The following is a 22,363-nucleotide window of genomic DNA, read 5'->3' as shown; positions in this document are numbered from 1 at the left end:
TGACGCGCGGCTGCCAGACTGAGGGCATGCGCATTGTTGTTCTGGCCGGCGGTATCGGCGGCGCCCGCTTCCTGCGGGGACTGAAGGCAGCTCAGCCGGAGGCGGAGATCACCGTCATCGGGAACACCGGCGACGACATCCATCTCTTCGGGCTCAAGGTCTGTCCCGACCTCGACACCGTGATGTACACGCTCGGTGGCGGCATCGACGAGGCGAAGGGCTGGGGCCGTGACGACGAATCCTTCCGGGTGAAGGAGGAGTTGGCGGCGTACGGCGTGGGGCCCGACTGGTTCGGTCTCGGCGACCGGGACGTCGCCACCCACCTCGTACGGACCCAGATGCTGGGCGCCGGCTATCCGCTCAGCGCCGTCACCGAGGCGCTGTGCGACCGCTGGAAGCCGGGCGTGCGGCTGCTGCCGATGACCGACGACCGTGTCGAGACGCACGTCGCCGTCGAGGAGGGCGGGGAGCGGCGGGCGGTCCACTTCCAGGAGTACTGGGTGCGGATGCGGGCCTCGGTGGACGCGCTCGCGGTGGTGCCGGTCGGCGCCGAGGACGCCGTTCCGGCGCCGGGCGTGCTGGAGGCGATCGCCGCCGCGGACGTCATCGTCCTGCCGCCGTCCAACCCGGTGGTGAGCGTCGGCACGATCCTGGCGGTGCCCGGCATCCGGGAGGCCGTCGCGGCGGCGGACGCCCCCGTGGTCGGCCTCTCCCCCATCGTCGGGGGCGCGCCGGTGCGCGGGATGGCCGACAAGGTGCTGGCCGCCGTCGGCGTCGAGGCGACGGCCGCGGCGGTCGCCCGGCACTACGGGCCGAAGGGGCGCGCGGCGGCGGACGGGGTCCCCGCCGGGCTGCTGGACGGCTGGCTGGTCGACGAGGTGGACGCCGCGGCCGTCGCCGATGTCGAGGCGGCGGGGATCCGCTGCCGGGCGGTGCCGCTGATGATGACCGATCTCGACGCGACCGCCGCGATGGCGCGGGCGGCGCTGACGCTTGCCGGGGAGGCACGGGCATGAACGACTCCACCGGGGCGGCCGTCCCCGCATACCGTGTCTGGGCGCTGCCCGGCATCCCCGAGGTGCGTCCCGGCGACGATCTGGTGAAGCTGATCGCGGCCGCCGCCACCGCCGGCGGGCTGCCCGGGCTCGCCGACGGCGACGTCCTGCTCGTCACGTCCAAGATCGTCAGCAAGGCCGAGGGCCGGATCGTCGAGGCGACCGACCGCGAGGAGGCCATCGACCGGGAGACGGTCCGCGTGGTGGCGCGCCGCGGCACGCTGCGCATCGTGCAGAACCGGCAGGGTCTGATCATGGCCGCCGCCGGGGTCGACGCCTCCAACACCCCTTACGGGACGGTGCTGTTGCTCCCCGAGGACCCGGACGCGTCGGCGCGTGCGCTCCGCGCCGGGCTGCGGGAGGCGCTCGGTGTGGACGTCGGCATCGTCATCAGCGACACCTTCGGGCGGCCGTGGCGGTCGGGGCTGACGGATGTGGCGATCGGCGCCGCGGGCGTCCGTGTGCTGGACGATCTGCGGGGCGGCACCGACGCGTACGGCAATCCGCTCAGCGCGACGGTGGTGGCCACCGCCGATGAGCTCGCCGCCGCGGGCGACCTGGTGAAGGGCAAGGCGGCGGCGCTGCCGGTCGCGGTGGTCCGGGGGCTGCCGCACGTCGTGACGGCGGCCGGTCCGGACGCGGCGGACGGCGCGGGCGACGCGGCCGACACGGGTGCGTCGGCGCTGGTGCGCGGCGGTGACGGTGACATGTTCCGGCTCGGTACGTCCGAGGCGATCCGCGAGGCGGTGACGCTGCGGCGCACGGTGCGGGAGTTCACCGACGATCCGGTGGACGGCGGCGCGGTGCGGCGGGCGGTCGCGGCGGCGCTGACCGCCCCGGCGCCGCACCACACCACGCCGTGGCGGTTCGTCCTGCTGGAGTCGGAAGCGAGTCGGACCCGGCTGCTGGACGCGATGCGGGACGCCTGGGCCGCCGATCTGCGGGCCGACGGGTTCTCCGAGGAGTCCGTCGCCCGCCGGCTGCGCCGCGGTGATGTGCTGCGGAACGCCCCGTATCTGGCGGTGCCGTGCCTGGTGGCGGACGGCGCGCACAGCTATCCGGACGCGCGCCGGGCGGCCGCCGAGCGGGAGATGTTCGTCGTCGCGAACGGCGCCGGCATCCAGAACTTCCTGGTCGCCCTCGCCGGTGAGCGCCTCGGCTCGGCCTGGGTGTCGTCGACGATGTTCTGCCGCGACGTGGTCCGCGAGGTCCTGGACCTGCCCGCCGACTGGGATCCGATGGGCGCCGTCGCGATCGGCCGCCCCGCCGCCCCGCCGAAGGACCGCCCCGCACGGGACGGCGCGGACTTCATCGAGGTCCGGTGAGCGGCCGGGGCTGACCACCGCCCGTAAAGGAGAAGGGCCGAAGCCCGCCGGATGCCTGTATCGGCCCGGCGGGCTCCGTTCCGTGGCGCCGGGCCGGGGGGGGTGGTGTCGCCCGTACGGGGGCGGTGTCGCCCTTACGGGTTCGGCGTCGGCCCGTACGGGGTGCGGCGCGAGTCTTACGGGTTCGAGGGGGGTCCCGGGGCGGCCCCGTACGGGTCGAAGGGCCACCCTTACGGGTTCGGTGGGAGCCCGTAAGGGGAGCGGTGCGGGTCCGGGGGGCGCGTCCCCCGCGGCTCCCGCACGGGGGGGCCGTGCCCGCGGGTCACAGACGGGCGATGTCGCCGACGGGGAAGCGCGGGGCGCGGCGGGGCGGGACCGTGCCGGAGAGCAGGATCAGCCGGGCCGCGCGGTGGCGCTGGCCGTCGTACGGCGCGAGCAGGTCGAGCATCTGCGCGTCGGTGGTGCCCCGGCGGCCGGTGAGGGCGTAGCCGATGATCTTCGGCAGATGGAGGTCGCCGAGGGTGAGCGCGTCCGGGGCGCCGAGGACGCGCTGCAGTGTTTCGGCGGCGGTCCACGGGCCGATGCCGGGGAGGGCGCGGAGCCTGCGGGTGGCGGCGGTGAGGTCCATCGCGGCGGCCTCTTCCAGCCGCCGGGCGGCCCGCGCCGCGCGCACGATCGTGTCGGAGCGTTTGGCGTCGACGCCCGCGCGGTGCCACTCCCAGGACGGGATCATCGCCCAGCCGCGCGGATCGGGCATCACCCGCAGCCGCTCCCAGGGGCCGGGGGCGGGCTCGCCGTGCCGCTGGAGCAGCAGCCGCCAGGCGCGGTACGCCTCGTCGCTGGTGACCTTCTGCTCCAGGACGGAGGGGATCAGCGACTCCAGGACCAGCCCCGTACGGGCGAGCCGGACGCCGCGGTGGCGGCGGTGCGCGGCGTGGACGAGGCGGTGGCGCGGGGTGAACGCCTCCGGGTCGTCGGCCGCGCCGAGGAGTGCGGGCAGCCCCTCCAGCAGCCGGTCGGCGCCGGGCCCCCACGCCTCGGCCGCCACAACGCCGTCGGCGGGCCGGACCGCCAGCCGGAGGGTGCCGGGTCCCTCCGGGGTGCGGCTGGCCCGCCAGATCTCGCCGCCGCGCACCTGGAAAGCGGGATCGCCCGGCCCCCGCCCCAGCACGCCGAGCGTGCGGTGCAGGTCGTAGGGGCCGGGCGGCTCCCAGGTACGGACGGGCATCTCGCCAGCGTAGGCGATCGGGGTGACAGCGGGGGCGGGAGCGATCCGCGCCCCTTGCGGGGCCTGGCCGGGAAGCCCTTACGGGTCCGGCCGGGAGCCGCGGCGGGGCGGAACGGCGCTCCGGGGGCCCCGGGCGGAAGCCCTGCGGGGCCCGCGCCCGTCGCCCCTACGGGACCGGAATCGGACCCCTTACGGGAGCGGTCCCCGGCCCCCGAGGGTCCGGCCGGGAGCCCCTACGGGCCGAGACGGAGGCTCTACGGGTCCGGGCCCGAACTCGTACGGAAACAGCCCAGCCCTACGGGCCTGCGTAGCCGGAGGGGCGGACGCCCCCGGGCCCAGGCCCCGTCCCTTACGGGGAGGCCCGGGGCCCCCAAGAGCCCCGCCTCTCCCCTGTTCGGCCCGCCTCTCCCCTACTGGTCCGAGGGGAACCGCACGGCTACTGGTCCGAGGAGAACCGCACGGCGCCGTCAGGGAGGTGGGCGTCGCACCAGACGCGGATGCCGTCGCGGAGTTCGTTGTCGGCGCCGATGACCGCGCCGTCGCCGATGACCGCGCCGTCCAGGACCGTGCGGGCGCCGATCCGGGCGCCCGCGCCGATCAGGGAGTCGCGGACGACCGCGCCCTCCTCGATCACCGCGTCCGCCAGCACCGTGGAGCCCTCGACCCGGGCGCCGGCGCCGATCCGGCTGCCGGGACCGGCGACGGTGCCGGCGGTCAGCTTGGCGTCCGGGGCGACCCGCGCGGTGTCCAGGATCAGGTGTTCCCCGCACCGGCCGGGCACCGCCGGGGACGGGGCGCGGCCCAGGACCAGGTCGGCGGAGCCGCGGACGAACGCCTGCGGGGTGCCGAGGTCGAGCCAGTAGGTGGAATCCACCATGCCCTGGAGATGGGCGCCGTCGGCGAGCAGTCCGGGGAAGGTCTCGCGCTCGACGGAGACCGGCCGGCCGGCCGGGATGGTGTCGATGACCGAGCGGTTGAAGACGTACGCCCCGGCGTTGATCTGGTCGGTGACGATCTCCTCCGGCGTCTGCGGCTTCTCCAGGAAGGCGGTGACGCGACCGGAGTCGTCGGTGGGCACCAGCCCGAAGGCGCGCGGGTCCTCGACCCGCGACAGGTGCAGCGAGACGTCGGCGCCGCTGGTGCGGTGGGTGTCGACGAGCGCCGGGATGTCGAGCCCGGTGAGGATGTCGCCGTTGAAGATGAGGACCGGGTCGCCCGGGGCGGAGTGCAGCCGGGAGGCGACGTTGCGGATCGCGCCGCCGGTGCCCAGCGGTTCCTCCTCCGTCACGTACTCCAGGTGCAGGCCCAGGTCGGAGCCGTCGCCGAAGTGCGGTTCGAAGACCTCGGCGAGGTAGGAGGTGGCGAGGACGATGTGCTCGACGCCCGCGGCGCGGGCCCGCGCCAACTGGTGGGTCAAGAACGGCACACCGGCCGCCGGCACCATCGGTTTGGGCGTATGCACCGTCAGCGGGCGCAACCTCGTGCCCTTGCCGCCGACCAGGAGGATCGCTTCAGTCACCTTGTCGTCTCTGCTTCCTGCTGGGGTCGGCCGATCGGCCGACCAGTGTAGGCAGACGCCCTGGCGGCCCGGCCCGGGGGCGGCGTACGCGGTGACGTGCGGTGTTGCCGGGCACACCGGCACCGGACGGGCCCCCGGCGACGCCGCGCTCCGGGCCCCGCGCCCCCGGCCCGCCGCCCTCCGCCGCCCACCCGGCGGGCCACGCCTCACCACTGCCGCACCCGGCCCGGCCTGATACCGCGTCAGGACCCGTAGGGGCCGACGGCCGTCCCGTACGGGTCGGGCCCTCTCCCCTACGGGCCCGCCGGACGCCCCTTACGGGACCCGCGCCCCGCCCTGTGAGGAAGCGGCCCCGCCCCGTACGGGTCCGTGCCCCGCACCCGCTCATCCACCGTCACCGCGCGGGCCCGGTCCCGTACCCTGCGACCGTGAACGCCACCGAACGCACCCCCGCCGGCCTGCTGCGTTCCGCGCTCGCCGCGGATCCCGCCCGCCCCCTCGTGACCTTCTACGACGACGCCACCGGTGAGCGCGTGGAGCTGTCCGTCGCGACCTTCGCCAACTGGGTGGCGAAGACCGCCAACTATCTCCAGGGCGATCTGGCCGCCGGTCCCGGCGACCGCCTCGCGCTGCTGCTGCCCGCCCACTGGCAGACCGCGGTGTGGCTGGTGGCCGCCTCGTCCGTCGGGGTGCTGGCCGATGTCGACGGGGACCCGGCCGCCGCCGATGTGGTGGTCAGCGGCCCGGACCGGCTGGAGACCGCCCGCGCCTGCACCGGTGAGCGGGTGGCGCTGGCCCTGCGGCCGCTGGGCGGCCGGTTCCCCGAGCCGCCGGCCGGGTTCGCCGACTACGCGGTGGAGGTGCCCTCCCAGGGTGACCGCTTCGCCCCGTTCGCCCCGGTGACCGGGGATGACCTTTCGCTCTCCGTGGACGGCGAGGAGCTGACCGGCGCGGAGGTCGTCGACCGCGCGCTGGCCGACGCCCGCGCCGCCGGGATGCCGCCCACGCCCCGGGTGCTGTCGGGCCTCGCCTACGACGGCTGGCCGGGCCTGTCCTACGGGCTGTACGCCCCGCTGGCCACCGGCGGTTCGGTGGTGCTGTGCCGCCACGCGGAGCGGCTGGACGAGACCGCCGCCGCGACCCGCGCCCGCAGCGAACAGGTCACCTTCCAGGCCCCCTCCGCCACGCTCTGACCCGCACGTCCGGCCGCCGGGCTCCGGCCCGCGCGGCCGGTCGTCGCTTTCCGGCCCGCGCGCGGCCGGGCGCCCGGGGGGGGGATGGCCGGACCCCCGGTCCGCGGGCCGTACGCCACCCCCGTCGCGGGCGGCCGGCCCTTCGCGCGCACCACGCCGTCGCACCACCCCGCGGCCCCGCCGTCGCACCGCCTCCCGCGCGCCCGCGCACGCCCCGGAACACCACGGCCGCACACCCGGCGCACGCCCCGGAACTCCCCCGTCCGGCGGACCGTACCTCCGCCGGAGCGGGCCTCTTCGGCGCCGCGGGGCCATGATCCTGGAATACGCGCCCGCCCGGCGCGGGACGGCGCCACCACCGCGCCCCCACCACCGGGCCACGCGCGCGGCACCGCCGAGAGGCCAGGGAGGGATGCGCAGGTGACGGACGGCCCCCACCCCCCGCCCGGCAATCCCCACCCCTCGCCCGGCGCCCCGGACGCCCCCGGCGGAAACCCCGGCGAAGCCCCCGGCGGCCCCCCGGCGGACGGCACCGCCCCGGCGGACCGCGCTCCCCGGCGGCGCTGGCCCCGGTGGGTCGCGGTGGGCGCCGCCGCCGCGCTGCTGGGGCTCGCCGGTACCGGGTACGCCCTCTACGCCCACCTCAGCGGCAACCTCCACGCCGACGGCGCCACCCAGAACGAACTGGAGAAATACGAGGCCGAGCGCCCCCCGAGCGGACCGCCGGACGCCGAGAACATCCTGCTGATCGGCTCCGACACCCGCGGCGGCGGCAACGGCGCGTACGGCACCGACAACGGCACCCGGCGCGCGGACACCACCCTCCTGCTGCACCTCGCCGCCGACCGGCGCAGCGCCACCGCGGTGAGCATCCCGCGCGATCTGATGGTGTCCGTCCCCGCGTGCACCGGCGCGGACGGGCGGCGGACACCGGCGGGCGTCACCCCGTTCAACGCCGCGTTCCAGACCGGGGGCGCCGCCTGCGTCATCCGTACCGTCGAGAAGCTGACCGGCATCCGCGTCGGGCACCACGTCATCGTCGATTTCGTCGGATTCAAGCGGATGGTGGACGCGGTCGGCGGCGTCGCGATGTGTCTGCCACGGCCGCTCCACGATCCCCAGGCGCGGATCGATCTCCCGGCCGGGCGGCAGACCCTGCACGGCGAAGAAGCCCTCGGATTTGTCCGCGCCCGCAAGAGTCTGGGTAACGGAAGCGATACGCAGCGTATGGAACGCCAACAGCAGTTCCTTGACGCTCTCGTGAAGAAAGTGCAGAGCAATGGTGTGCTGCTCAATCCGGCCCGGCTCTATCCACTGCTGGATGCCGCGACGAGTTCCCTCACCACCGACAAGGCACTGGCTTCCCTCACCGGTCTCTACGAATTGGTCCGCAGCACGCGCGCCATTCCTGCCGGACACGTGCGGTTCATGACCGTGCCACGCACCGGGTACCGCTACGACGCCAATCGCGACGAGTTGGCACAACCCGCCGCTGACCAGCTCTTCCACCGGTTGGCCCGGGATCTTCCGGTGCCCGCCGCCCCCGCGTCCGGCGGCGCGCACGGCCCCGGCGACTCCGGTCACACCTCTTCACCGAACGCTTCGGATACGACATCCTCCGATGAGAAGACGGTCAGTTCCCCAACGCCACCGACGCCTTCGCGACCGCCCATTCCCGCAACCACCACAGAACGCGGGATCTGCGAATAAAAATGCCGCAAAGGTCGCACCAACGGCTCGAATGGATTGGGCGGATTGCCCAGTTGTAGGGAAGTGGAATTTGTCACGGGCGGCGTTCCACGCTGAACTGGACGGATAGTGTGAGTGATCCGGTCCGCAGACCAGCCGGACGAACGAACGTGAAACACAGGTCCGACCGTGCGCCCGAGGGGAGGCGCCGCGTGGCACCGACGGAGGATGCAGGGCACCGTGGACGCGCAAGGCCGTGGGCGGGCGGAGGACGACAACATCGACCCCGCCGACCAGTGGGTACTCAACCCCAGCACCGGTAAGTACGAGTTGCGGCTCGACACCGCACCCGGACCGGCCGCGCCGGATCCCGGCCCCGGACGCTCCCGGCGCGCGCCGGAACGCGACACCGAGACCCGCGAATTGCCGGCGCAGCGCGACCGCCGCTCCACTGCCGCCGCCCCGGACGGCGGCCCCCGCCCCGGTGGCCGGGCCGCCGCCCGTAAGGCCGCCCGCTCCGGCGGCGCCGCCGCGGCGACGTCCAGCCGGCGCCGGCCCAAACCGAAGAAGTCCGGCAGGAAGAAGGCGCTGCTGTGGACGTCCGGCGTCCTCGGCTTCGTGCTGGTGGCCGGCGGCGGCGTGGCGTACTACGTCATCGGGCAGCTCAACGACATCCCCAAGGTCGATGTCGGCATCGAGAACGACGCGGTCACCGACGGCCCGGTGAACATCCTCATCATCGGCACCGACGCCCGTTCCGGTAAGGGCAACGAGGGCTACGGCGACAACGGCAGCGTGGGCCACGCGGACACCACCGTCCTGATGCACGTCTCCAAGGACCGTACGAACGCGACCGCGTTGAGCATTCCGCGCGACATGATCACCGATATCCCGCCCTGCCCCACGAAGCAGAAGGACGGCTCGAAGAAGGTCATCCCCGGTGAGAGCGGTGTGCGGTTCAACACCAGCCTGGGGCAGGAGGGCCGGGACCCCGGCTGCACCTGGCGGACCGTCGAGAAGCTGACCGGGCTGAAGGTCAATCACTTCATGATGGTCGACTTCAACGCCGTCAAGGAGCTGTCCGAGGCGGTCGACGGTGTGGAGGTCTGCGCCGCGAAGGACATCAACGACCCCAAGTCCCACCTGAAGTTGAAGGCCGGCCGGCACGTCGTCAAGGGCGAGCAGGCGCTGGCGTTCGTCCGTACCCGGCACACCGTCGGCTTCGGCAGCGACCTCAGCCGTATCGAGCTGCAGCAGCAGTTCCTCAGCTCGATGATCCGCAAGATCAAGTCGGACGCGTTCAGCAGCCCGTCGAAGCTCTACGACATCAGCAAGGTGGCCACCAGGTCGATGACGGTCGACACCGGCATCGGCAGTGCGACCAAGCTCATCGCGCTCGCCAACGACCTCAAGCGGGTCGACATCGGCAAAATCACCTTCGCCACCGTGCCCGTCCTGGACAACCCTCAGGACGATGCGACCGTCATACTCGACAAGAGCAAGGCCGAACCCCTGTTCAAGATGGTTCAGGCCGACCACATGCTCGCGAAGAAGGGCAAGGGGAAGGGGAAGAAAGCACCGGTGAAGAAGGCGCCGCCGGAGCTGGTCCGGGTCGACGTCACCAACGGCGGCGGACCGCTGGGCGCGGCGCAGGAGACCGTGGACTGGCTGCAGAACAGCAAGGCCGCCAAGCTCTCCACCAACGCGGGCAACGCCCCGGCGAAGCTGGCCACCACCCAGCTCGAGTACGCCCCGGACCAGGCCGATCAGGCCGCCACGCTGGCGGACTGGATGGGCCTGCCCAAGAGCGCACTCAAGAAGTCCGCCACGAACGCGGGGGACCGGGTGCCCATGAAGCTGACCCTCGGCAAGGACTTCACCGCCCCTGGAACCCCTATTGAGGCGCCGACCGAAACCCCGGACGGTGTCCAGAACGTCAATGCAGATGACAAGAACGTCTGCGCCAAGTGACCTGAACGAGCTGCGGCCGCCCCGCACAGGCGCCGAGCGCACCCTTTACCGACCCGGGGAGAGAGCCCGATGCGGCAGAACAGTGTGCGCGGCGACCGACCGCGCCGACGCCGGTCCGGAGCGCCGGAACACCAGCCGGACGCCGAACAGTTGGGCTGGGACGACAGCCTGTACAAGAACTCCGGCCCGCCGCCGGACGCCCCCGGCTGGATACCCGGCGCCGACGCCGTGTCCGCGGACGGCGCCGGCGGCAGCGATCACCGGGCCGACGGCTCCGGCGGCACGGACAGCGACACGGCCGGCGACACGGCCACCGAGAACGCCGGAGGAGCAGCGGGCGGCGGCCGGGCCAGTCGCCGCAAAAACAAGGGGGGCGACGGCTCCGCGCGCGGCGGACGGCGGCGCCGCCGCAAGCGCCGCACCATCCTGTGGACCGCGTTGGGCCTGGTCTTCGTGCTGGTGGCCGGCGCCGGTACCGCGGGCTACCTCTACTACCAGCACCTCAGCGACAACCTCCGCAAGGACAAGCTGGACCTCGGCGAGGGCGGACTGCGCAAGCCGGAGCCGAACGCGTTCGGCCAGACCCCGCTGAACATCCTGCTGATCGGCTCCGACGGCCGGGACAGCGCGAAGAACATCAAGCTGGGCGGCGCCGGCGAGGACCGCGACCGCAAGCCGCTGGGCGACGTCCAGATGCTGCTGCACGTCTCGGCGGACCGCAGCAACATGTCGGTGATGTCGATCCCCCGCGACACCCGCGTCACGATCCCCAAGTGCACCGACCCGGACGACGGCACGGTCTACCCGCAGACCACCGCGGCCATCAACCAGTCGCTCCAGCACGGCGGTCCGGGCTGCACCGTCGCGACCTGGAAAGAGCTGACCGGCGTCTACATCGACCACTTCATGATGGTCGACTTCTCCGGTGTGGTGGACATGGCCGACGCCATCGGCGGCGTCCCGGTCTGCGTCGACAACAACATCTACTCGCACAACCGCAGCGACGGCCACGGCAGCGGGCTGAAGCTCACCAAGGGCACCCACTCCATCAAGGGCGTCCAGGCGCTGCAGTGGCTGCGGACCCGCTACGGATTCGAGGACAACACCGACATCGGCCGGGCCAAGGCCCAGCACATGTACATGAACTCGATGGTCCGCCAGCTCAAGGCGGGCACCAAGCTCACCGACCCGGGCAAGCTGCACGACCTCGCCGAGGCCGCCACCAACGCGATCACCGTCGACAACGACCTGGGCTCCCCCATGAAGCTCTACGACCTGGCGGGCGACCTGCGGCGGGTGCCCACCAAGCGGATCACGATGATCACCATGCCGTGGGTGTACGGCCCCCTGGAGAAGTACGTGCTCCCGAAGCCGGTCGAGGCGGAGCAGACCTTCGCGCTGCTGCGCAACGACACCTCGCTGGACGGCAAGGACACCGGCAAGAAGAAGAAGGCGCCGGACCCGAAGCCGTCGATGCCCAAGGGGCAGCTTCCGGTCACCGTCCAGAACGGCACCCAGAGCACCGTCTCCGGCCCGGTCCCCGGCCGCGCGGGCATCGTCCAGCAGCGTCTGGCGCAGCTCGGCTACACCGCGGCGGGCACCGACTCCACGCTCACCAGCCAGGCGGACACCACCATCGAGTACCACGACAAGAAGCTGCGCGGCGACGCGCTGGCGCTGGCGAAGGAGCTGGGGCTGCCGTCGAGCGCCGTACGGGAGAGCGGTTCGGCCGAGGGGCTGCGCATGGTCGTCGGCAACGACTGGCGCACCGGCACCGACTACCCGAAGGACGCGGGCGACAGCTCCGGCAAGGCGCCGAAGAACGACTCCGCGCTCAACGGCGAGGACGACAAGGCGTGCATGCACGTCAACCCGGCATACACCTTCTGACGCCACCGCCGGGCACACACGGGAAAGGGGCGGGCCGCCGTGGCCCGCCCCTTTCCCGTACGCCGGTTCCGTACCGCTACGGCGTGGCGGGCTTCACCGCGGGGCGGCGGCTGGCGATGACCTTGCGGGCCAGTGAGCGGGGGCTGGTGAGGAAACCGGCGCCCCACGCCATGTGCATGGTGGCCAGCGCGAGAGGAATCCGGGCGCGGGCCTTGAGCGGCAGGCCCTTGCCCGCCGGGACGGAGCCCGCGGTGATGGCCGCCAGATATCCGGCCGGGACCACGAAGCCCCAGGGCGTGACGGCGACGCCGACGACGACACCGGCGGCGATGGCGCACACCGCGGTCGGCGGGGCGAGATAGCGCAGGTTGATCGAGCCGGAGTGGTAGCGCGCGACGACGTGGCGCCACTTGCCGTAGTCCTTGTACTGCTTGGCCAGCGCCTTGACGCTGGGCCGGGGGCGGTAGCTCACCTTCAGCTCGGGCGAGAACCACACCCCGCCGCCGGCCTCGCGGATGCGGTAGTTCAGCTCCCAGTCCTGGGCGCGGATGAACTCCTCGTTGTAGCCGCCCTGCTGCTCCAGCGCCTCGCGGCGGAAGACGCCGAGGTAGACGGTCTCGGCGGGGCCCGCCTGGCCGCCGGTGTGGAAGGCGGCGTTGCCGACGCCGATCTTCGAGGTCATCGCCGCGGCGACCGCGTCCTCCCAGGCGTTCTCGCCCTCAGCGTGCATGATGCCGCCGACGTTCTGCGCGCCGGTCTCCTCCAGGAGCCGGACGGCGGTGGCGATGTAGTTCGGCGAGAGCATGCCGTGGCCGTCGACCCGGACGACGATCGGGTGCCGGGACGCCTTGATCGCGGCGTTCAGCGCGGCGGGGGTGCGGCCCGTGGGGTTGGCGACGGTGCGCACCCGCGGGTCCTCGGCGGCCAGCTCGGCGGCGATCTCCTCCGTACGGTCCGCGGACGGTCCGACGGCGATCACCACCTCCATCTCGCCGGCGTACTCCTGCTCCAGGATGTGCCGGACCGCATTGCGCAGATGACGTTCCTCGTTGAGCACCGGCATGATCACGGAGACGGCCGGGGGCTGCTGCTGGGGCATGGTTCCTCGGGGGGACGGCCCGTGGCGGAGCCGCCATCGCGGACGGCAGCGCTCGCCGGGAGAGTGCGAAATCGCGACTCACGTTACCGCTTACGGGGGACACCGCCGGACGGCAGGCGGGTGGTGGGGCGGGCGGGGCCCGGCGTGTGGCACTTTGCAGTAGATCGTATCGGCTTACCGTGTTCCCGCAGTTCGCCACCGGACCGTCCCGCCCGCCGCGGCGGGGCGCGCCGCTCACACCCGTCCCGCCGCGGAGGTGTCCCCCGTTGACCGTCCCGCCCCGCCCCGCCCGTACCGCGGCGCGCCGCACCGCCCGGGAACGCGGGCGCGCACCGCGCCGGCGCTGGGGACTGCGGCTCGCCACCGCCGTGTCGGTGCTGCTGCTGTCCGCGAGCGGTGTCGGGCACGCCATGGTCACCGGGGTGGAGGACGGCATCGGGCGGGTCCAGCCGTTCCAGGGGATGCGGGAGCAGGACCGGCCCACCGGCGGCGACGGGCTGAACTTCCTCGTCGTCGGCACCGACGGCCGGGACAGGATCACCCCCGCCGAGAAGCGCAAGTACCACCTGGGCGGCGCGCCCTGCCACTGCACGGACACCCTGATGCTGGTGCACCTCTCCGCCGGACGGGACCGCGCCAGCGTCGTCAGCCTGCCGCGCGACTCCTACGCCGAGGTGCCGGCCCACAAGGACGCGGCCGGGCGGGAGCGGCGCGCGCACGCCGTGAAGCTGAACGCGGCGTACGCCGAGGGCGGGCCCGGGCTGACGGTCCGCACCGTCGAGCACATGACGGGCGTGCACATCGACCACTACCTGGAGGTCGACTTCACCAGCTTCATGCGGAGCGTGGACGCGGTCGGCGGGGTGGACGTCTGCACCGTACGGCCGCTGAAGGACAGCTACACGGGGCTCGACCTGCCCGCCGGGAAGGCGACGCTCAACGGCGGGCAGGCCCTCCAGTACGTCCGCTCCCGGCACATCGACGGCTCCGCGGACCTGGGCCGGATGCAGCGCCAGCAGCGGTTCCTGGCGTCGCTGATCCACAAGGTGACGTCGTCGGGGGTGCTGATGAACCCGGTGCGGTTCCGGCAGGTCGCCGACGCGATGCTGACATCGGTCCGCGCCGACTCCGGCTTCACCGCCGACGACCTGGTCGGCCTGGGGCAGGCGATGCGCGGCTTCACCCCGGCGTCGTCGGAGTTCCTGTCGGTGCCGCTGGCCCGGGAGGGGGTGCGGCTGCCGGACGGCGGGACGACGGTGCGCTGGGACCCGGTCGCCGCCAAGCAGGTCTTCCAGGCGCTGCGCGACGACGAACCGCTCGCCGTCCGCCCGAAGAAGGCGGCGCCGCACGCGCCCCGGCCGACGGTCGTGGACGTCCCGCCGGAGCAGATCCGGGTCCATGTCGACAACGGCACCGAGCGGCGCGGGCTGGCCAACACCGTCACCAAGGCGCTGGGCGCGGCCGGTTTCGTCCCCTCGGGCGTCCCCGGGGACGCGCCCGACGGACCGCACGCGAAGACGGTCGTCTCCTACGACCCGCGCTGGGACCGTTCGGCGCAGACCCTGGCCGCCGCGCTGCCCGGCGCCGAACTGCGGCAGGTCGCGGGCCTGGGCCCGGTGCTGCGGGTCACGGCCGGAGCGGACTACACCGGGGTGCATCCGGTACGGGCCGAGGAGCCGGCGCCCGGCACCCCGGGGATCTCGGCGGTCACCGGCGACGAGGCCGCGTGCCCGTGAACGGGCCGGCCGGCCCCGCGGACCGCCGCGGCTACGCCCGGCGGGCGGGCCTGACGGCCGCGCTGTGCCTGATCGCGACGGTGGCGGCGGCCGCCCCGCCGGCCCCGGCGGCGCCGGCCGCCTGCGGCGGTCCCTCGGGCGGGCTGCTGTGCCTGCGCGGTCCGGTGGGCCACCCGGGCGTCTACACCGCGCGCTACCGGCGCGCACCGGGCCCCGGCGAGATCACCGTGCGCCTGGGCTACCAGCGCAAGGACTCCCGGATCACCGCGTTCCCCGGGTGGTTCGGCACCGTACGGACGTCCGGCGGCGCGGCGGTGCTGCGCGGCCGGGTGGGGATGACGCCCGGGGAGTGCGTCCGCGGCGTGATGGAGCACGGGGAACGGGTCTACGTCACCAAGTGGAGCTGCGGCTGACCCCGGGGTTCGCCGTCCCACTCCCGCCGTCGTCGCCCGGAGCCGCGAGGCGGGCGGGAGCGGGACGGCGGGCCCCGGGGCCGGCGGCGGCGGGTTCCGGAGGGTCGCATCGTGTGGGAGCTGGTCCGGGGCGTCTCGCCCGTGACGGTGGTGCTCTGCCTGCCGGGGGCGCTCGCCCTGGGTACCGGGCTCGCGCTGTGGGAGGGCCGCGGCACGGCGGACCCGTGGCCGCGCCGGACCGCCGGAGTGCTGCTGGCCGGCTGGCTGGCGGTGTTGCTGGCGGTGACGCTGGCGCCGGCGCAGCCGATCGGTTCGGGCGATGCGACGGTGTGGTGGCTGCCCGGCGAGGGGCTGTTCGACCCGGGGGCGCCGCTGCCGCCGGACGAACTGCCGGTGCTGGTGCGCGAGCACCTCGCCGGGGCGGCGCTCTACCTGCCGGTGCCGCTGCTGCTGCGGTTCGCGGCGGTGCGCGGGCCGGCGTCCGGGGCGTTCTGGACGGCCGTGGGGGTGTGCGTGGCGGTCGAGGCGGCGCAGGCGGTGATGCGGGCGGGCCGGGTCCCGGACGTGAACGACGTGCTGTGCGGGGCGGCCGGGGCGGGGCTGGGCCTGGGCGTGGCGGCGCTGGCCCGGTGGGCCGCGGCCGTCAGGCGTCGTTCAGGCCCTCGGCGGCGTGCCGTGCGCGCAGCTCCATGATCGCGCGCCGCCGGGCGAGGCGGTGCGTACGGCGGATCTGCGCCTCCTGGTAGCGGCGCCGGTCCCGCTCGGTCTCGGCGATCACCGGCGGCACCCGGCGGGGCTTGCCCTCGGCGTCGACGGCGGCGAAGACGAGGTAGGCGGAGCCGACCTGGGTGGCCGGGGTGGATTCGTTCCACCGCTCGGCGAGGACCCGGACGCCGACCTCCATGGAGGAGCGGCCGGTCCAGTTGATCTGGGCCTTCACATGCACGAGGTCGCCGACGCGGACCGGTTCCAGGAAGGCCATCTCGTCCATGGAGGCGGTGACGGCGGGGCCGCCGGAGTGCCGTCCCGCGACCGCGCCCGCCGCGTCGTCGACCAGTTTCATGATCACGCCACCGTGCACCGTGCCGAGGAGATTGGTGTCCGCGGCGGTCATGATGTGCGACAGGGTGGTGCGGGAGACGGCGGTGGGCTTGCCCGCGGGGGCGCCCTCCTCGCCGTCGGTGACGAGTTCGGTCATGCGTCCACCCTAAGCGGTGACGGCCGGTAACCGACCGGGAGGACGGGTCGGCGGGGGCCGTTCCGGGCCCGCGCGGGCGCCCGTAATGCGGTTTTCCCCCGCCACGTCGGAATGGTCACATCCGCTTGCGGTATGCCCGCGCGCTTTGCATCAGCTCTGCAACAGCACCGCTGCGAACCCGCCCCCGCCCTGTAAGACCCCGCACCGCGCCAGGCACACTCCTTCGTATGAATGAGTGGCACGGGAACGGATCCTCCCGCGACCGGCGCGGGTACGGGCGCGGCAGTGGCAGCGCCCAGCCGGAAGGCGCGCGCGCCATGCCGCAGGTACGGCGGGACGCCGGCCCCGGCTACGGCCGCGCCGAGCCGCCGCTGCCCCCGGGGATGAGTCCGCGCCGCGGCACCGTCCCCCCGCAGCAGTCGCAGGGCTACGACGACCACGACGGTTACAACACCGGTCAGGTCTACGGCGGTGGCGGCCCGCGCGGCCCGCAGCAGGGCGGCTACGACGCCCGGCCGCGCCCGAACTGGGGCCGCCGCATCAAGTGGACGGTGCTCACCGTCGTCGTGGTCTTCGCGGTCGCCTCCGTCGCCACGTACTTCTGGGCCGACGGCAAGCTGCGCCGCGAGGTGGACCTGAGCAAGGTCATCGACCGGCCCGCGGAGGGCGACGGCACCAACTACCTGATCGTGGGCTCGGACAGCCGCGAGGGCATGACCGCGGACGACAAGAAGAAGCTCCACACCGGGTCGGCCGAGGGCAAGCGCACCGACTCGATGATGATCCTGCACGACGGCAGCAACGGCCCCACGCTGATCTCGCTGCCGCGCGACTCCGGCGTGGAGATACCGTCGTTCATCGGCTCCGAGTCCGGGAAGAAGTACCCGGCCACCGGCCGCCGCACCAAGCTGAACGCCGCGTACGCCATGGACGGCGCCGAGCTGCTGGTGCGGACGGTCGAGTACAACACCAAGCTGCACATCGACCACTACGTCGAGATCGGCTTCGCCGGCTTCGCGGGCATCGTGGACGCGATCGGCGGCGTGGAGCTGGACATCCCCAAGGCGTTCAAGGACAAGGACTCCGGCTCCGACTTCCAGGCGGGCAAGCAGACCCTCAACGGCAGCCAGGCGCTCGCCTTCGTCCGCGCCCGCCACGCCTTCGCCCAGAGCGACCTGGCGCGCACCAAGAACCAGCAGAAGTTCCTCGCCGCGCTCGCCAGCCAGGCGGCGTCGCCCGGCACGCTGCTCAACCCGTTCCAGCTCTACCCGACGCTCGGCGCGGGCCTGGACACCGTCATCGTCGACAAGGACATGAGCCTGTGGGACCTGGGCAACATGTTCTTCGCGATGAAGGGCGTCAACAGCGGTGAGGGCACCTCGCTGAACATGCCGATGTCCGGCATCAGGGACGGCTTCGTCATGTGGGACACCGGCAAGGTCCAGCAGCTCGTCCAGCAGCTCAACAACGACGAGAAGGTCACCGTCACCGACGGCCAGTGACCTGCGCACCCGTACGACAGCGACGGCCCCCGGCGAGAACGCCGGGGGCCGTTCGGTGCGGCGGGATCCCCTACGACGGGTTCCGCGCCATGACGATCCGCTGCACCTGATTCGTGCCCTCGTAGATCTGGGTGCTTTACGGAAAATGCCGCTCTGACCTGCGAGAACACCCCTTTCCTGGGGTGCCTCCCCAGCATTTCCCCATGATCACCCCGTACGTGAGTCTCACCGCCTCTGGTCATCTCAGGGAGGCCACGGCATCCACGATGAGGGAGCGCGCTGCCGAACCCCGGGCGGCCTGCTGCGAGAAACGTTCAAAGGCGCGGGCGTACAGCTCGACCTGGCTGGGCTGAGTGAGCGTGGCGGCGGCATCCAGGGTGTCGGCGTGCACCCGGCTGTCGTCGAAGATCGTGAAGGTGGGCATGGGCCACACGGCCCGTTGCTCCGAGAACGGGACGATGCCCACGGCGACGTTCTGAAGGTCCATGACCCCGAGCAGGTGGCCAAGTTGCGCCGCCATGGTCTCGGCAGTGCACAACCGATACCGCAGCACCGACTCCTCCAACACGAAGGAGAACCGGCGCCCGCCCATTTTCAGTGCCTCGTTACGCCGTATCCGAGCCGCCACGGCCTCGCTCACGTCGTCCGGTGTTCCCCGGAAGTCCGCGATGGAGGACAGCAGGGCGGAGGCGTATCCCGGTGTCTGCAGGAAGCCCGGGATCACGTCGGATACGTAGACGCGGAAGGTCTTGGTTTGTTGGTACAGGTCGCCGGTGCTCTCCTGGAGTCGCCGGAGACCGGTCCTCTGGAGTCGCTTCCACTCCACATGCGCTTCGGCAGACTGCCGGTTGGTCGCGATCAGGTCCGGGGCCTGGTCCTCGGCAGCACAGGCCCGGCACCACGCCCGGATATCGGCATCGGACGGGGGTGTCTTGGCGTTCTCGATCCGGGATGACTTCGACTCGGACCAACCGCACCTGACGGCCAGCTCCCGCCCGCTGATCCCCGCGTCCTTCCGGATTTCACGCAGACGGCCGGCCAGGGCTTCGCGGGCCTTCTGAACGCGTGACGAGGGGTGCGGGGGCATGGAGCTGGCTTTCGTCAGATCTTGTACTGGTGGTGCGGGATCGCTCGCTCCCAGACCGTTTCGAATGCAGTGGAGCACAGCCCCACTGCCTCCGGCTCGGCCGTGATCTCGTCCTCCACCACCACGCCTTCACCTGAGAAGTGGTGGACCCGGAGCAGCGCGTCATCGAACAGCCAGAAGTCATTGCCTGGCAGCGGGATGGTCGTGGCCTGCCGCCGGGGGAGCCAGCGGACCTGTTCCCCTGCCGTGACGTTGGCGTGAGTGACGTAATGCTCCCACCGGATGTACTCCGAGACCGGCTCGGAGATCACCCGTGCCCTTCGGATCACCACGCCCCTGGCGACGGTGTCAGCGATCAATTGATCGTAGGGATGCCACCAGGACTCGCGATCCTCCCATGTGATCCGCTCTCCACGCTTCCACGCCTCGAATCGATCCGTGACGGCGTAGGAGTCGCGCAGTTCCAAGTGGACGGCGGAGCGCTCACACTGACCAAGCAGCTCAGCGAAGCTGGGCACGCTCGACGGCATCACACGCCTCCCTGATCATCGGAATCATCCTGGCCGGAATCCTGACGATGGCCTCGCTGTCGGGCACCGGACCGTTCGCGGGGCTGCTCGCCTCGCAATCGGCCTGAGTCTCAGGGCTCGGCTCCCACCCCTGAAACAAGATCTCCCGGGCATCGGCGTCCGCCCATACCGTGGGGCAGTGGTCCCGGTCGGTGTTGGGGTCGATTCCTACGAACTCTACGGCCATGGCTGGCTCCCTGGTCTAGGTGCTTGCTCGGGCTTGCACGAGCTTGTCTGGGCAGTGGAGACAACGTCAACAGCCCTACCAGCCAGCCAAATTGACGTGCAAGCCCATGCAAGTTTGTGGAGCCCTCCGTCCAGCTATTCGTAGCGTCCTCATCACACGGACGACGCAAAGGGGTTGTCGGCATGAGCCAGCCGAAGACGTACCCGAGTGAACTGGTAGAGCTGCGGCTGGACCTGGAGCCGCTCCCCGTAGAGGGCTGCGCGGGTTGTGTGGAGCTGGCGAACGTGCGGTCCCGGGCCCGTGCGGGGGGCGACTGGACCACGGTGTCGGACTGCAACGTCTTCCTGCGGCGTCACCCGGAGGGGCACTGATGGTCACGGTTGACGACATCGGTAAGCGGGTCGAGGACGGCTCGGGAAGAGTCGGCATCCTGCGGGATGTGATCCCTGATTGGGAGGACCCGGCCGAGCTGCCCCAGAAGCGCCGCAAGCAGCCGACCGCTTTCATCTGGCCCGAACGCGGCGGCAAGGAATGGATGGCGCCGCCCGCCTCCGTATCCCGGACCTGAGAATTCCGGCGTCCTGCTACCCCGTGGCAGGCAGCCGGAGAGTCCCCCGATCGGACAAGCCGTCGAGTACGGGCAGACGTGCCCGGTCTGAGCTGACGGGCCCAGGCTCTCGCCCCGATCCGCCCCTTCACTGGGGTGCTGCCCTGAGCAGTGAGGGCAACCGCTTCGGACTCAGGGAAGCCGAAGCACCCACAGACTCCGTCCCTGCCGGGCGGCACCGAATTGGGCTCCCCCTGTACCCATTCGAGAATCCCGGCAGGGGCGGTGCAAGCCCCCGCCCGATCGCTCAGTTACCGGACAGCCTGGCGGCCGGGACGGGTTGCACGACGACGCGGGGACCGATTCCCCGTTTCGCCTCAGCCATCGATCCAGGGAGCAGATCAGAATGGGTAAGCAGAACGAGGACGAGTGGGACCCGTACGCCAACCAGGGCCAGGCGACCGACCCTGACACCCGTGTCTCTCAGAACGGGGACGTGCACAGCAGCATGGCCGACGATGAGGACCGCGAAGGGAAGTAACGCCCGTGATCCACGGCGAGAACCTGGCGAAAGACCTGCGGCGTGATCATGGCTTCATCCACGTCGGACGCACCAGGGACGGTAAGGCCGTGGTCATGCGCAAGCGCGACAAGTGGACCGTGGTCCCTCTGCGCTGGCTCACCGAAGACGCGGTGAACACCATCAAGGCCCAGGCCGGGATCAGCCTCGTGTAGGTCCGTGAACGCATGAACGCCCCTGCCATCCGGCGGGGGCGTTCATGCTCTTCCGATCAGCCCGAAACGGCCCCGAACGGACGGGAACCGATCGCGGCCCACAGGCCATCCACATGACTTCTGACCTGCGAGAACCCAGTTACGGCAGGTTCCGCGCCATCACGATCCGCTGCACCTGATTCGTGCCCTCGTAGATCTGCGTGATCTTGGCGTCGCGCATCATGCGCTCGACCGGGTAGTCGCGGGTGTAGCCGTAGCCGCCGAGGAGCTGGACGGCGTCGGTGGTGATCTCCATGGCGGCGTCGGAGGCGTAGCACTTGGCGGCGGCGCCGAAGAAGGTGAGGTCCTCGTCCTTGCCGCCGGCGGCGATGCGCTCGGACCTCGCGGCGGCGGCGTAGGTGAGCTGGCGGGCGGCCTCGACCTTCATCGCCATGTCGGCGAGCATGAACTGCACGCCCTGGAAGTCACCGATCGGCTTGCCGAACTGCTTGCGCTCCTGGACGTAGCCCTTGGCGTAGTCCAGCGCGCCCTGGGCGATGCCGAGCGCCTGCGCGGCGATGGTGATGCGGGTGTGGTCGAGGGTCTTCATCGCGGTGGCGAAGCCGGTGCCCTCGGCGCCGATCATGCGGTCGGCGGGGATGCGGACGTTGTCGAGGTAGACCTCGCGGGTCGGCGAGCCCTTGATGCCGAGCTTCTTCTCGGGGGCGCCGAAGGAGACACCCTCGTCGCCCTTCTCGACGACGAAGGCGGAGATGCCCTTGGAGCGCTTCTCCGGGTCGGTGACGGCCATGACCGTGTAGTACTCGGAGACCCCGGCGTTGGTGATCCAGCGCTTCACGCCGTTGAGGACCCAGAAGTCGCCGTCGCGTACCGCCTTGGTCTTCATGCCCGCCGCGTCCGAACCGGCGTCCGGCTCGCTCAGGCAGTACGAGAACATCGCGTCGCCCTTGGCCAGCGGGCCGAGGTACTTCGCCTTCAGCGCCTCGGAGCCGGAGAGGATCACCGGCAGCGAGCCAAGCTTGTTGACCGCCGGGATCAGCGAGGACGAGGCGCAGACCCGGGCGACCTCCTCGATGACGATGACGGTGGCGAGCGCGTCGGCACCGGCGCCGCCGTACGCCTCGGGGACGTGGACGGCGTGCAGGTCGTTGGCGGTGAGCGCGTCACGCGCCTCCTGGGGGAAACGCGCCTCCTCGTCCACGGCGGTGGCGAACGGTGCGATCTTCGCCTCGGCGAGCGCGCGCACCGACTCCCGGAGCATGTCGTGCTCCTCCGACGGCCGGTACAGATCGAAATCAGCGGTTCCCGCCAAGGTTTCTCACTCCCCTGAGAGCTGAGCTAACTACCGTTAAGTAACCCTTATCTTCTCCGGATTCTAGGGCTCCCGCACCGGCGGAGGGACGTGAGGTTTCCGACAGGG

Annotated in this window: 22 protein-coding genes; 14 read left to right on the top strand and 8 right to left on the bottom strand. The window is 72.2% G+C overall.

Annotation, left to right across the window (positions count from 1 at the left end; all coding sequences use genetic code 11):
* The first annotated feature begins 26 nt into the window (after nt 1-26).
* Nucleotides 27-1,016, top strand: coding sequence for a 2-phospho-L-lactate transferase (gene cofD, locus ACGH2B_RS17565; protein WP_399090118.1), 990 nt, complete (start codon nt 27-29; stop codon nt 1,014-1,016).
* On the top strand, nt 1,013-2,380 hold the full coding sequence (locus ACGH2B_RS17560; RefSeq protein WP_399090115.1) for a coenzyme F420-0:L-glutamate ligase: 1,368 nt from the start codon (nt 1,013-1,015) through the stop codon (nt 2,378-2,380). Before cofD ends, ACGH2B_RS17560 begins: the two co-directional genes overlap by 4 nt.
* Before the next feature lie 322 nt (nt 2,381-2,702).
* On the opposite strand, the gene ACGH2B_RS17555 is transcribed toward ACGH2B_RS17560, so the two are convergent.
* Together ACGH2B_RS17555 and ACGH2B_RS17550 are read right to left on the bottom strand one after the other, a co-directional pair.
* Complete coding sequence (locus ACGH2B_RS17555; RefSeq protein ID WP_399090112.1) at nt 2,703-3,608, bottom strand: DNA-3-methyladenine glycosylase family protein; 906 nt, start codon at nt 3,606-3,608, stop codon at nt 2,703-2,705.
* Nucleotides 3,609-4,044: 436 nt separating this feature from the next.
* Entirely contained in the window at nt 4,045-5,127 is a 1,083-nt protein-coding gene (locus ACGH2B_RS17550; RefSeq protein WP_399090109.1) for a sugar phosphate nucleotidyltransferase, read from the bottom strand.
* A 428-nt stretch (nt 5,128-5,555) separates the two neighbouring features.
* On the opposite strand from ACGH2B_RS17550, the gene ACGH2B_RS17545 reads away from it, so the two are divergent.
* From ACGH2B_RS17545 to ACGH2B_RS17530, 4 genes are all read left to right on the top strand, one after another.
* The gene (locus ACGH2B_RS17545) at nt 5,556-6,320 is read left to right on the top strand and encodes a TIGR03089 family protein (RefSeq protein ID WP_399090106.1); all 765 of its coding nucleotides are present in this window, start codon (nt 5,556-5,558) and stop codon (nt 6,318-6,320) included.
* Between the two features lie 582 nt (nt 6,321-6,902).
* Nucleotides 6,903-8,030 carry an LCP family protein gene (locus tag ACGH2B_RS17540; RefSeq protein ID WP_399090103.1) on the top strand — a complete coding sequence of 376 codons (1,128 nt, stop codon included), beginning with the start codon at nt 6,903-6,905 and terminating at the stop codon, nt 8,028-8,030.
* A 219-nt stretch (nt 8,031-8,249) separates the two neighbouring features.
* Nucleotides 8,250-9,980: an LCP family protein gene (locus ACGH2B_RS17535; protein ID WP_399097086.1), complete on the top strand. Its 1,731-nt coding sequence runs from the start codon at nt 8,250-8,252 to the stop codon at nt 9,978-9,980.
* A 69-nt stretch (nt 9,981-10,049) separates the two neighbouring features.
* Nucleotides 10,050-11,870 (top strand): LCP family protein, encoded by a 1,821-nt coding sequence (locus tag ACGH2B_RS17530; RefSeq protein ID WP_399090100.1) that lies wholly within the window; start codon nt 10,050-10,052, stop codon nt 11,868-11,870.
* A gap of 76 nt (nt 11,871-11,946) precedes the next feature.
* Here ACGH2B_RS17530 and ACGH2B_RS17525 read toward each other — a convergent pair whose 3' ends face one another.
* A complete protein-coding gene (locus ACGH2B_RS17525; RefSeq protein ID WP_399090097.1) occupies nt 11,947-12,969 on the bottom strand; it encodes a glycosyltransferase family 2 protein in 1,023 nt (340 codons plus the stop codon).
* 266 nt (nt 12,970-13,235) lie between these two features.
* Between ACGH2B_RS17525 and ACGH2B_RS17520 the strand changes: the two genes are divergently transcribed.
* The 3 genes from ACGH2B_RS17520 (at nt 13,236) to ACGH2B_RS17510 (ending at nt 15,811) form a co-directional block, all read left to right on the top strand.
* Nucleotides 13,236-14,705 (top strand): LCP family protein, encoded by a 1,470-nt coding sequence (locus ACGH2B_RS17520; RefSeq protein ID WP_399090094.1) that lies wholly within the window; start codon nt 13,236-13,238, stop codon nt 14,703-14,705.
* Nucleotides 14,696-15,118, top strand: a complete 423-nt coding sequence (locus ACGH2B_RS17515; RefSeq protein WP_399090091.1) for a hypothetical protein — start codon at nt 14,696-14,698, stop codon at nt 15,116-15,118. Before ACGH2B_RS17520 ends, ACGH2B_RS17515 begins: the two co-directional genes overlap by 10 nt.
* A gap of 111 nt (nt 15,119-15,229) precedes the next feature.
* Nucleotides 15,230-15,811 carry a VanZ family protein gene (locus tag ACGH2B_RS17510; RefSeq protein WP_399090088.1) on the top strand — a complete coding sequence of 194 codons (582 nt, stop codon included), beginning with the start codon at nt 15,230-15,232 and terminating at the stop codon, nt 15,809-15,811.
* Here the strand turns inward: ACGH2B_RS17510 and ACGH2B_RS17505 are convergent.
* Nucleotides 15,762-16,316 (bottom strand): acyl-CoA thioesterase, encoded by a 555-nt coding sequence (locus tag ACGH2B_RS17505; RefSeq protein ID WP_399090085.1) that lies wholly within the window; start codon nt 16,314-16,316, stop codon nt 15,762-15,764. The two genes, ACGH2B_RS17510 and ACGH2B_RS17505, sit on opposite strands and share 50 nt — an antisense overlap.
* 227 nt (nt 16,317-16,543) lie before the next feature.
* On the opposite strand from ACGH2B_RS17505, the gene ACGH2B_RS17500 reads away from it, so the two are divergent.
* Nucleotides 16,544-17,818, top strand: a complete 1,275-nt coding sequence (locus ACGH2B_RS17500; RefSeq protein WP_399090082.1) for an LCP family protein — start codon at nt 16,544-16,546, stop codon at nt 17,816-17,818.
* 238 nt (nt 17,819-18,056) lie between these two features.
* Here ACGH2B_RS17500 and ACGH2B_RS17495 read toward each other — a convergent pair whose 3' ends face one another.
* From ACGH2B_RS17495 to ACGH2B_RS17485, 3 genes are read right to left on the bottom strand one after another with little or no spacing between them, the layout of a single operon-like run.
* Nucleotides 18,057-18,905, bottom strand: coding sequence for a helix-turn-helix domain-containing protein (locus ACGH2B_RS17495; protein ID WP_399090079.1), 849 nt, complete (start codon nt 18,903-18,905; stop codon nt 18,057-18,059).
* A 14-nt stretch (nt 18,906-18,919) separates the two neighbouring features.
* Complete coding sequence (locus tag ACGH2B_RS17490) at nt 18,920-19,435, bottom strand: DUF6879 family protein (protein WP_399090076.1); 516 nt, start codon at nt 19,433-19,435, stop codon at nt 18,920-18,922.
* On the bottom strand, nt 19,407-19,661 hold the full coding sequence (locus tag ACGH2B_RS17485; RefSeq protein WP_399090073.1) for a hypothetical protein: 255 nt from the start codon (nt 19,659-19,661) through the stop codon (nt 19,407-19,409). The genes ACGH2B_RS17490 and ACGH2B_RS17485 overlap by 29 nt, the downstream gene beginning before the upstream one ends.
* Before the next feature lie 182 nt (nt 19,662-19,843).
* On the opposite strand from ACGH2B_RS17485, the gene ACGH2B_RS17480 reads away from it, so the two are divergent.
* The 4 genes from ACGH2B_RS17480 (at nt 19,844) to ACGH2B_RS17465 (ending at nt 20,943) form a co-directional block, all read left to right on the top strand.
* Nucleotides 19,844-20,032, top strand: a complete 189-nt coding sequence (locus ACGH2B_RS17480; RefSeq protein ID WP_399090071.1) for a hypothetical protein — start codon at nt 19,844-19,846, stop codon at nt 20,030-20,032.
* The gene (locus ACGH2B_RS17475) at nt 20,032-20,229 is read left to right on the top strand and encodes a hypothetical protein (RefSeq protein ID WP_399090068.1); all 198 of its coding nucleotides are present in this window, start codon (nt 20,032-20,034) and stop codon (nt 20,227-20,229) included. The genes ACGH2B_RS17480 and ACGH2B_RS17475 overlap by 1 nt, the downstream gene beginning before the upstream one ends.
* A 385-nt stretch (nt 20,230-20,614) precedes the next feature.
* The gene (locus ACGH2B_RS17470; RefSeq protein ID WP_381699091.1) at nt 20,615-20,749 is read left to right on the top strand and encodes a hypothetical protein; all 135 of its coding nucleotides are present in this window, start codon (nt 20,615-20,617) and stop codon (nt 20,747-20,749) included.
* A 5-nt stretch (nt 20,750-20,754) separates the two neighbouring features.
* Nucleotides 20,755-20,943 (top strand): hypothetical protein, encoded by a 189-nt coding sequence (locus tag ACGH2B_RS17465; protein WP_399090064.1) that lies wholly within the window; start codon nt 20,755-20,757, stop codon nt 20,941-20,943.
* Between the two features lie 139 nt (nt 20,944-21,082).
* On the opposite strand, the gene ACGH2B_RS17460 is transcribed toward ACGH2B_RS17465, so the two are convergent.
* Complete coding sequence (locus ACGH2B_RS17460; RefSeq protein WP_399090061.1) at nt 21,083-22,255, bottom strand: acyl-CoA dehydrogenase family protein; 1,173 nt, start codon at nt 22,253-22,255, stop codon at nt 21,083-21,085.
* Nucleotides 22,256-22,363 lie beyond the last annotated feature (108 nt).

Origin of the sequence: Streptomyces sp. BBFR2, from assembly GCF_044497305.1 — a bacterium.
Classification (GTDB): Bacteria; Actinomycetota; Actinomycetes; order Streptomycetales; family Streptomycetaceae; genus Streptomyces.
This window is presented reverse-complemented; position numbering and strand designations above follow the sequence as displayed.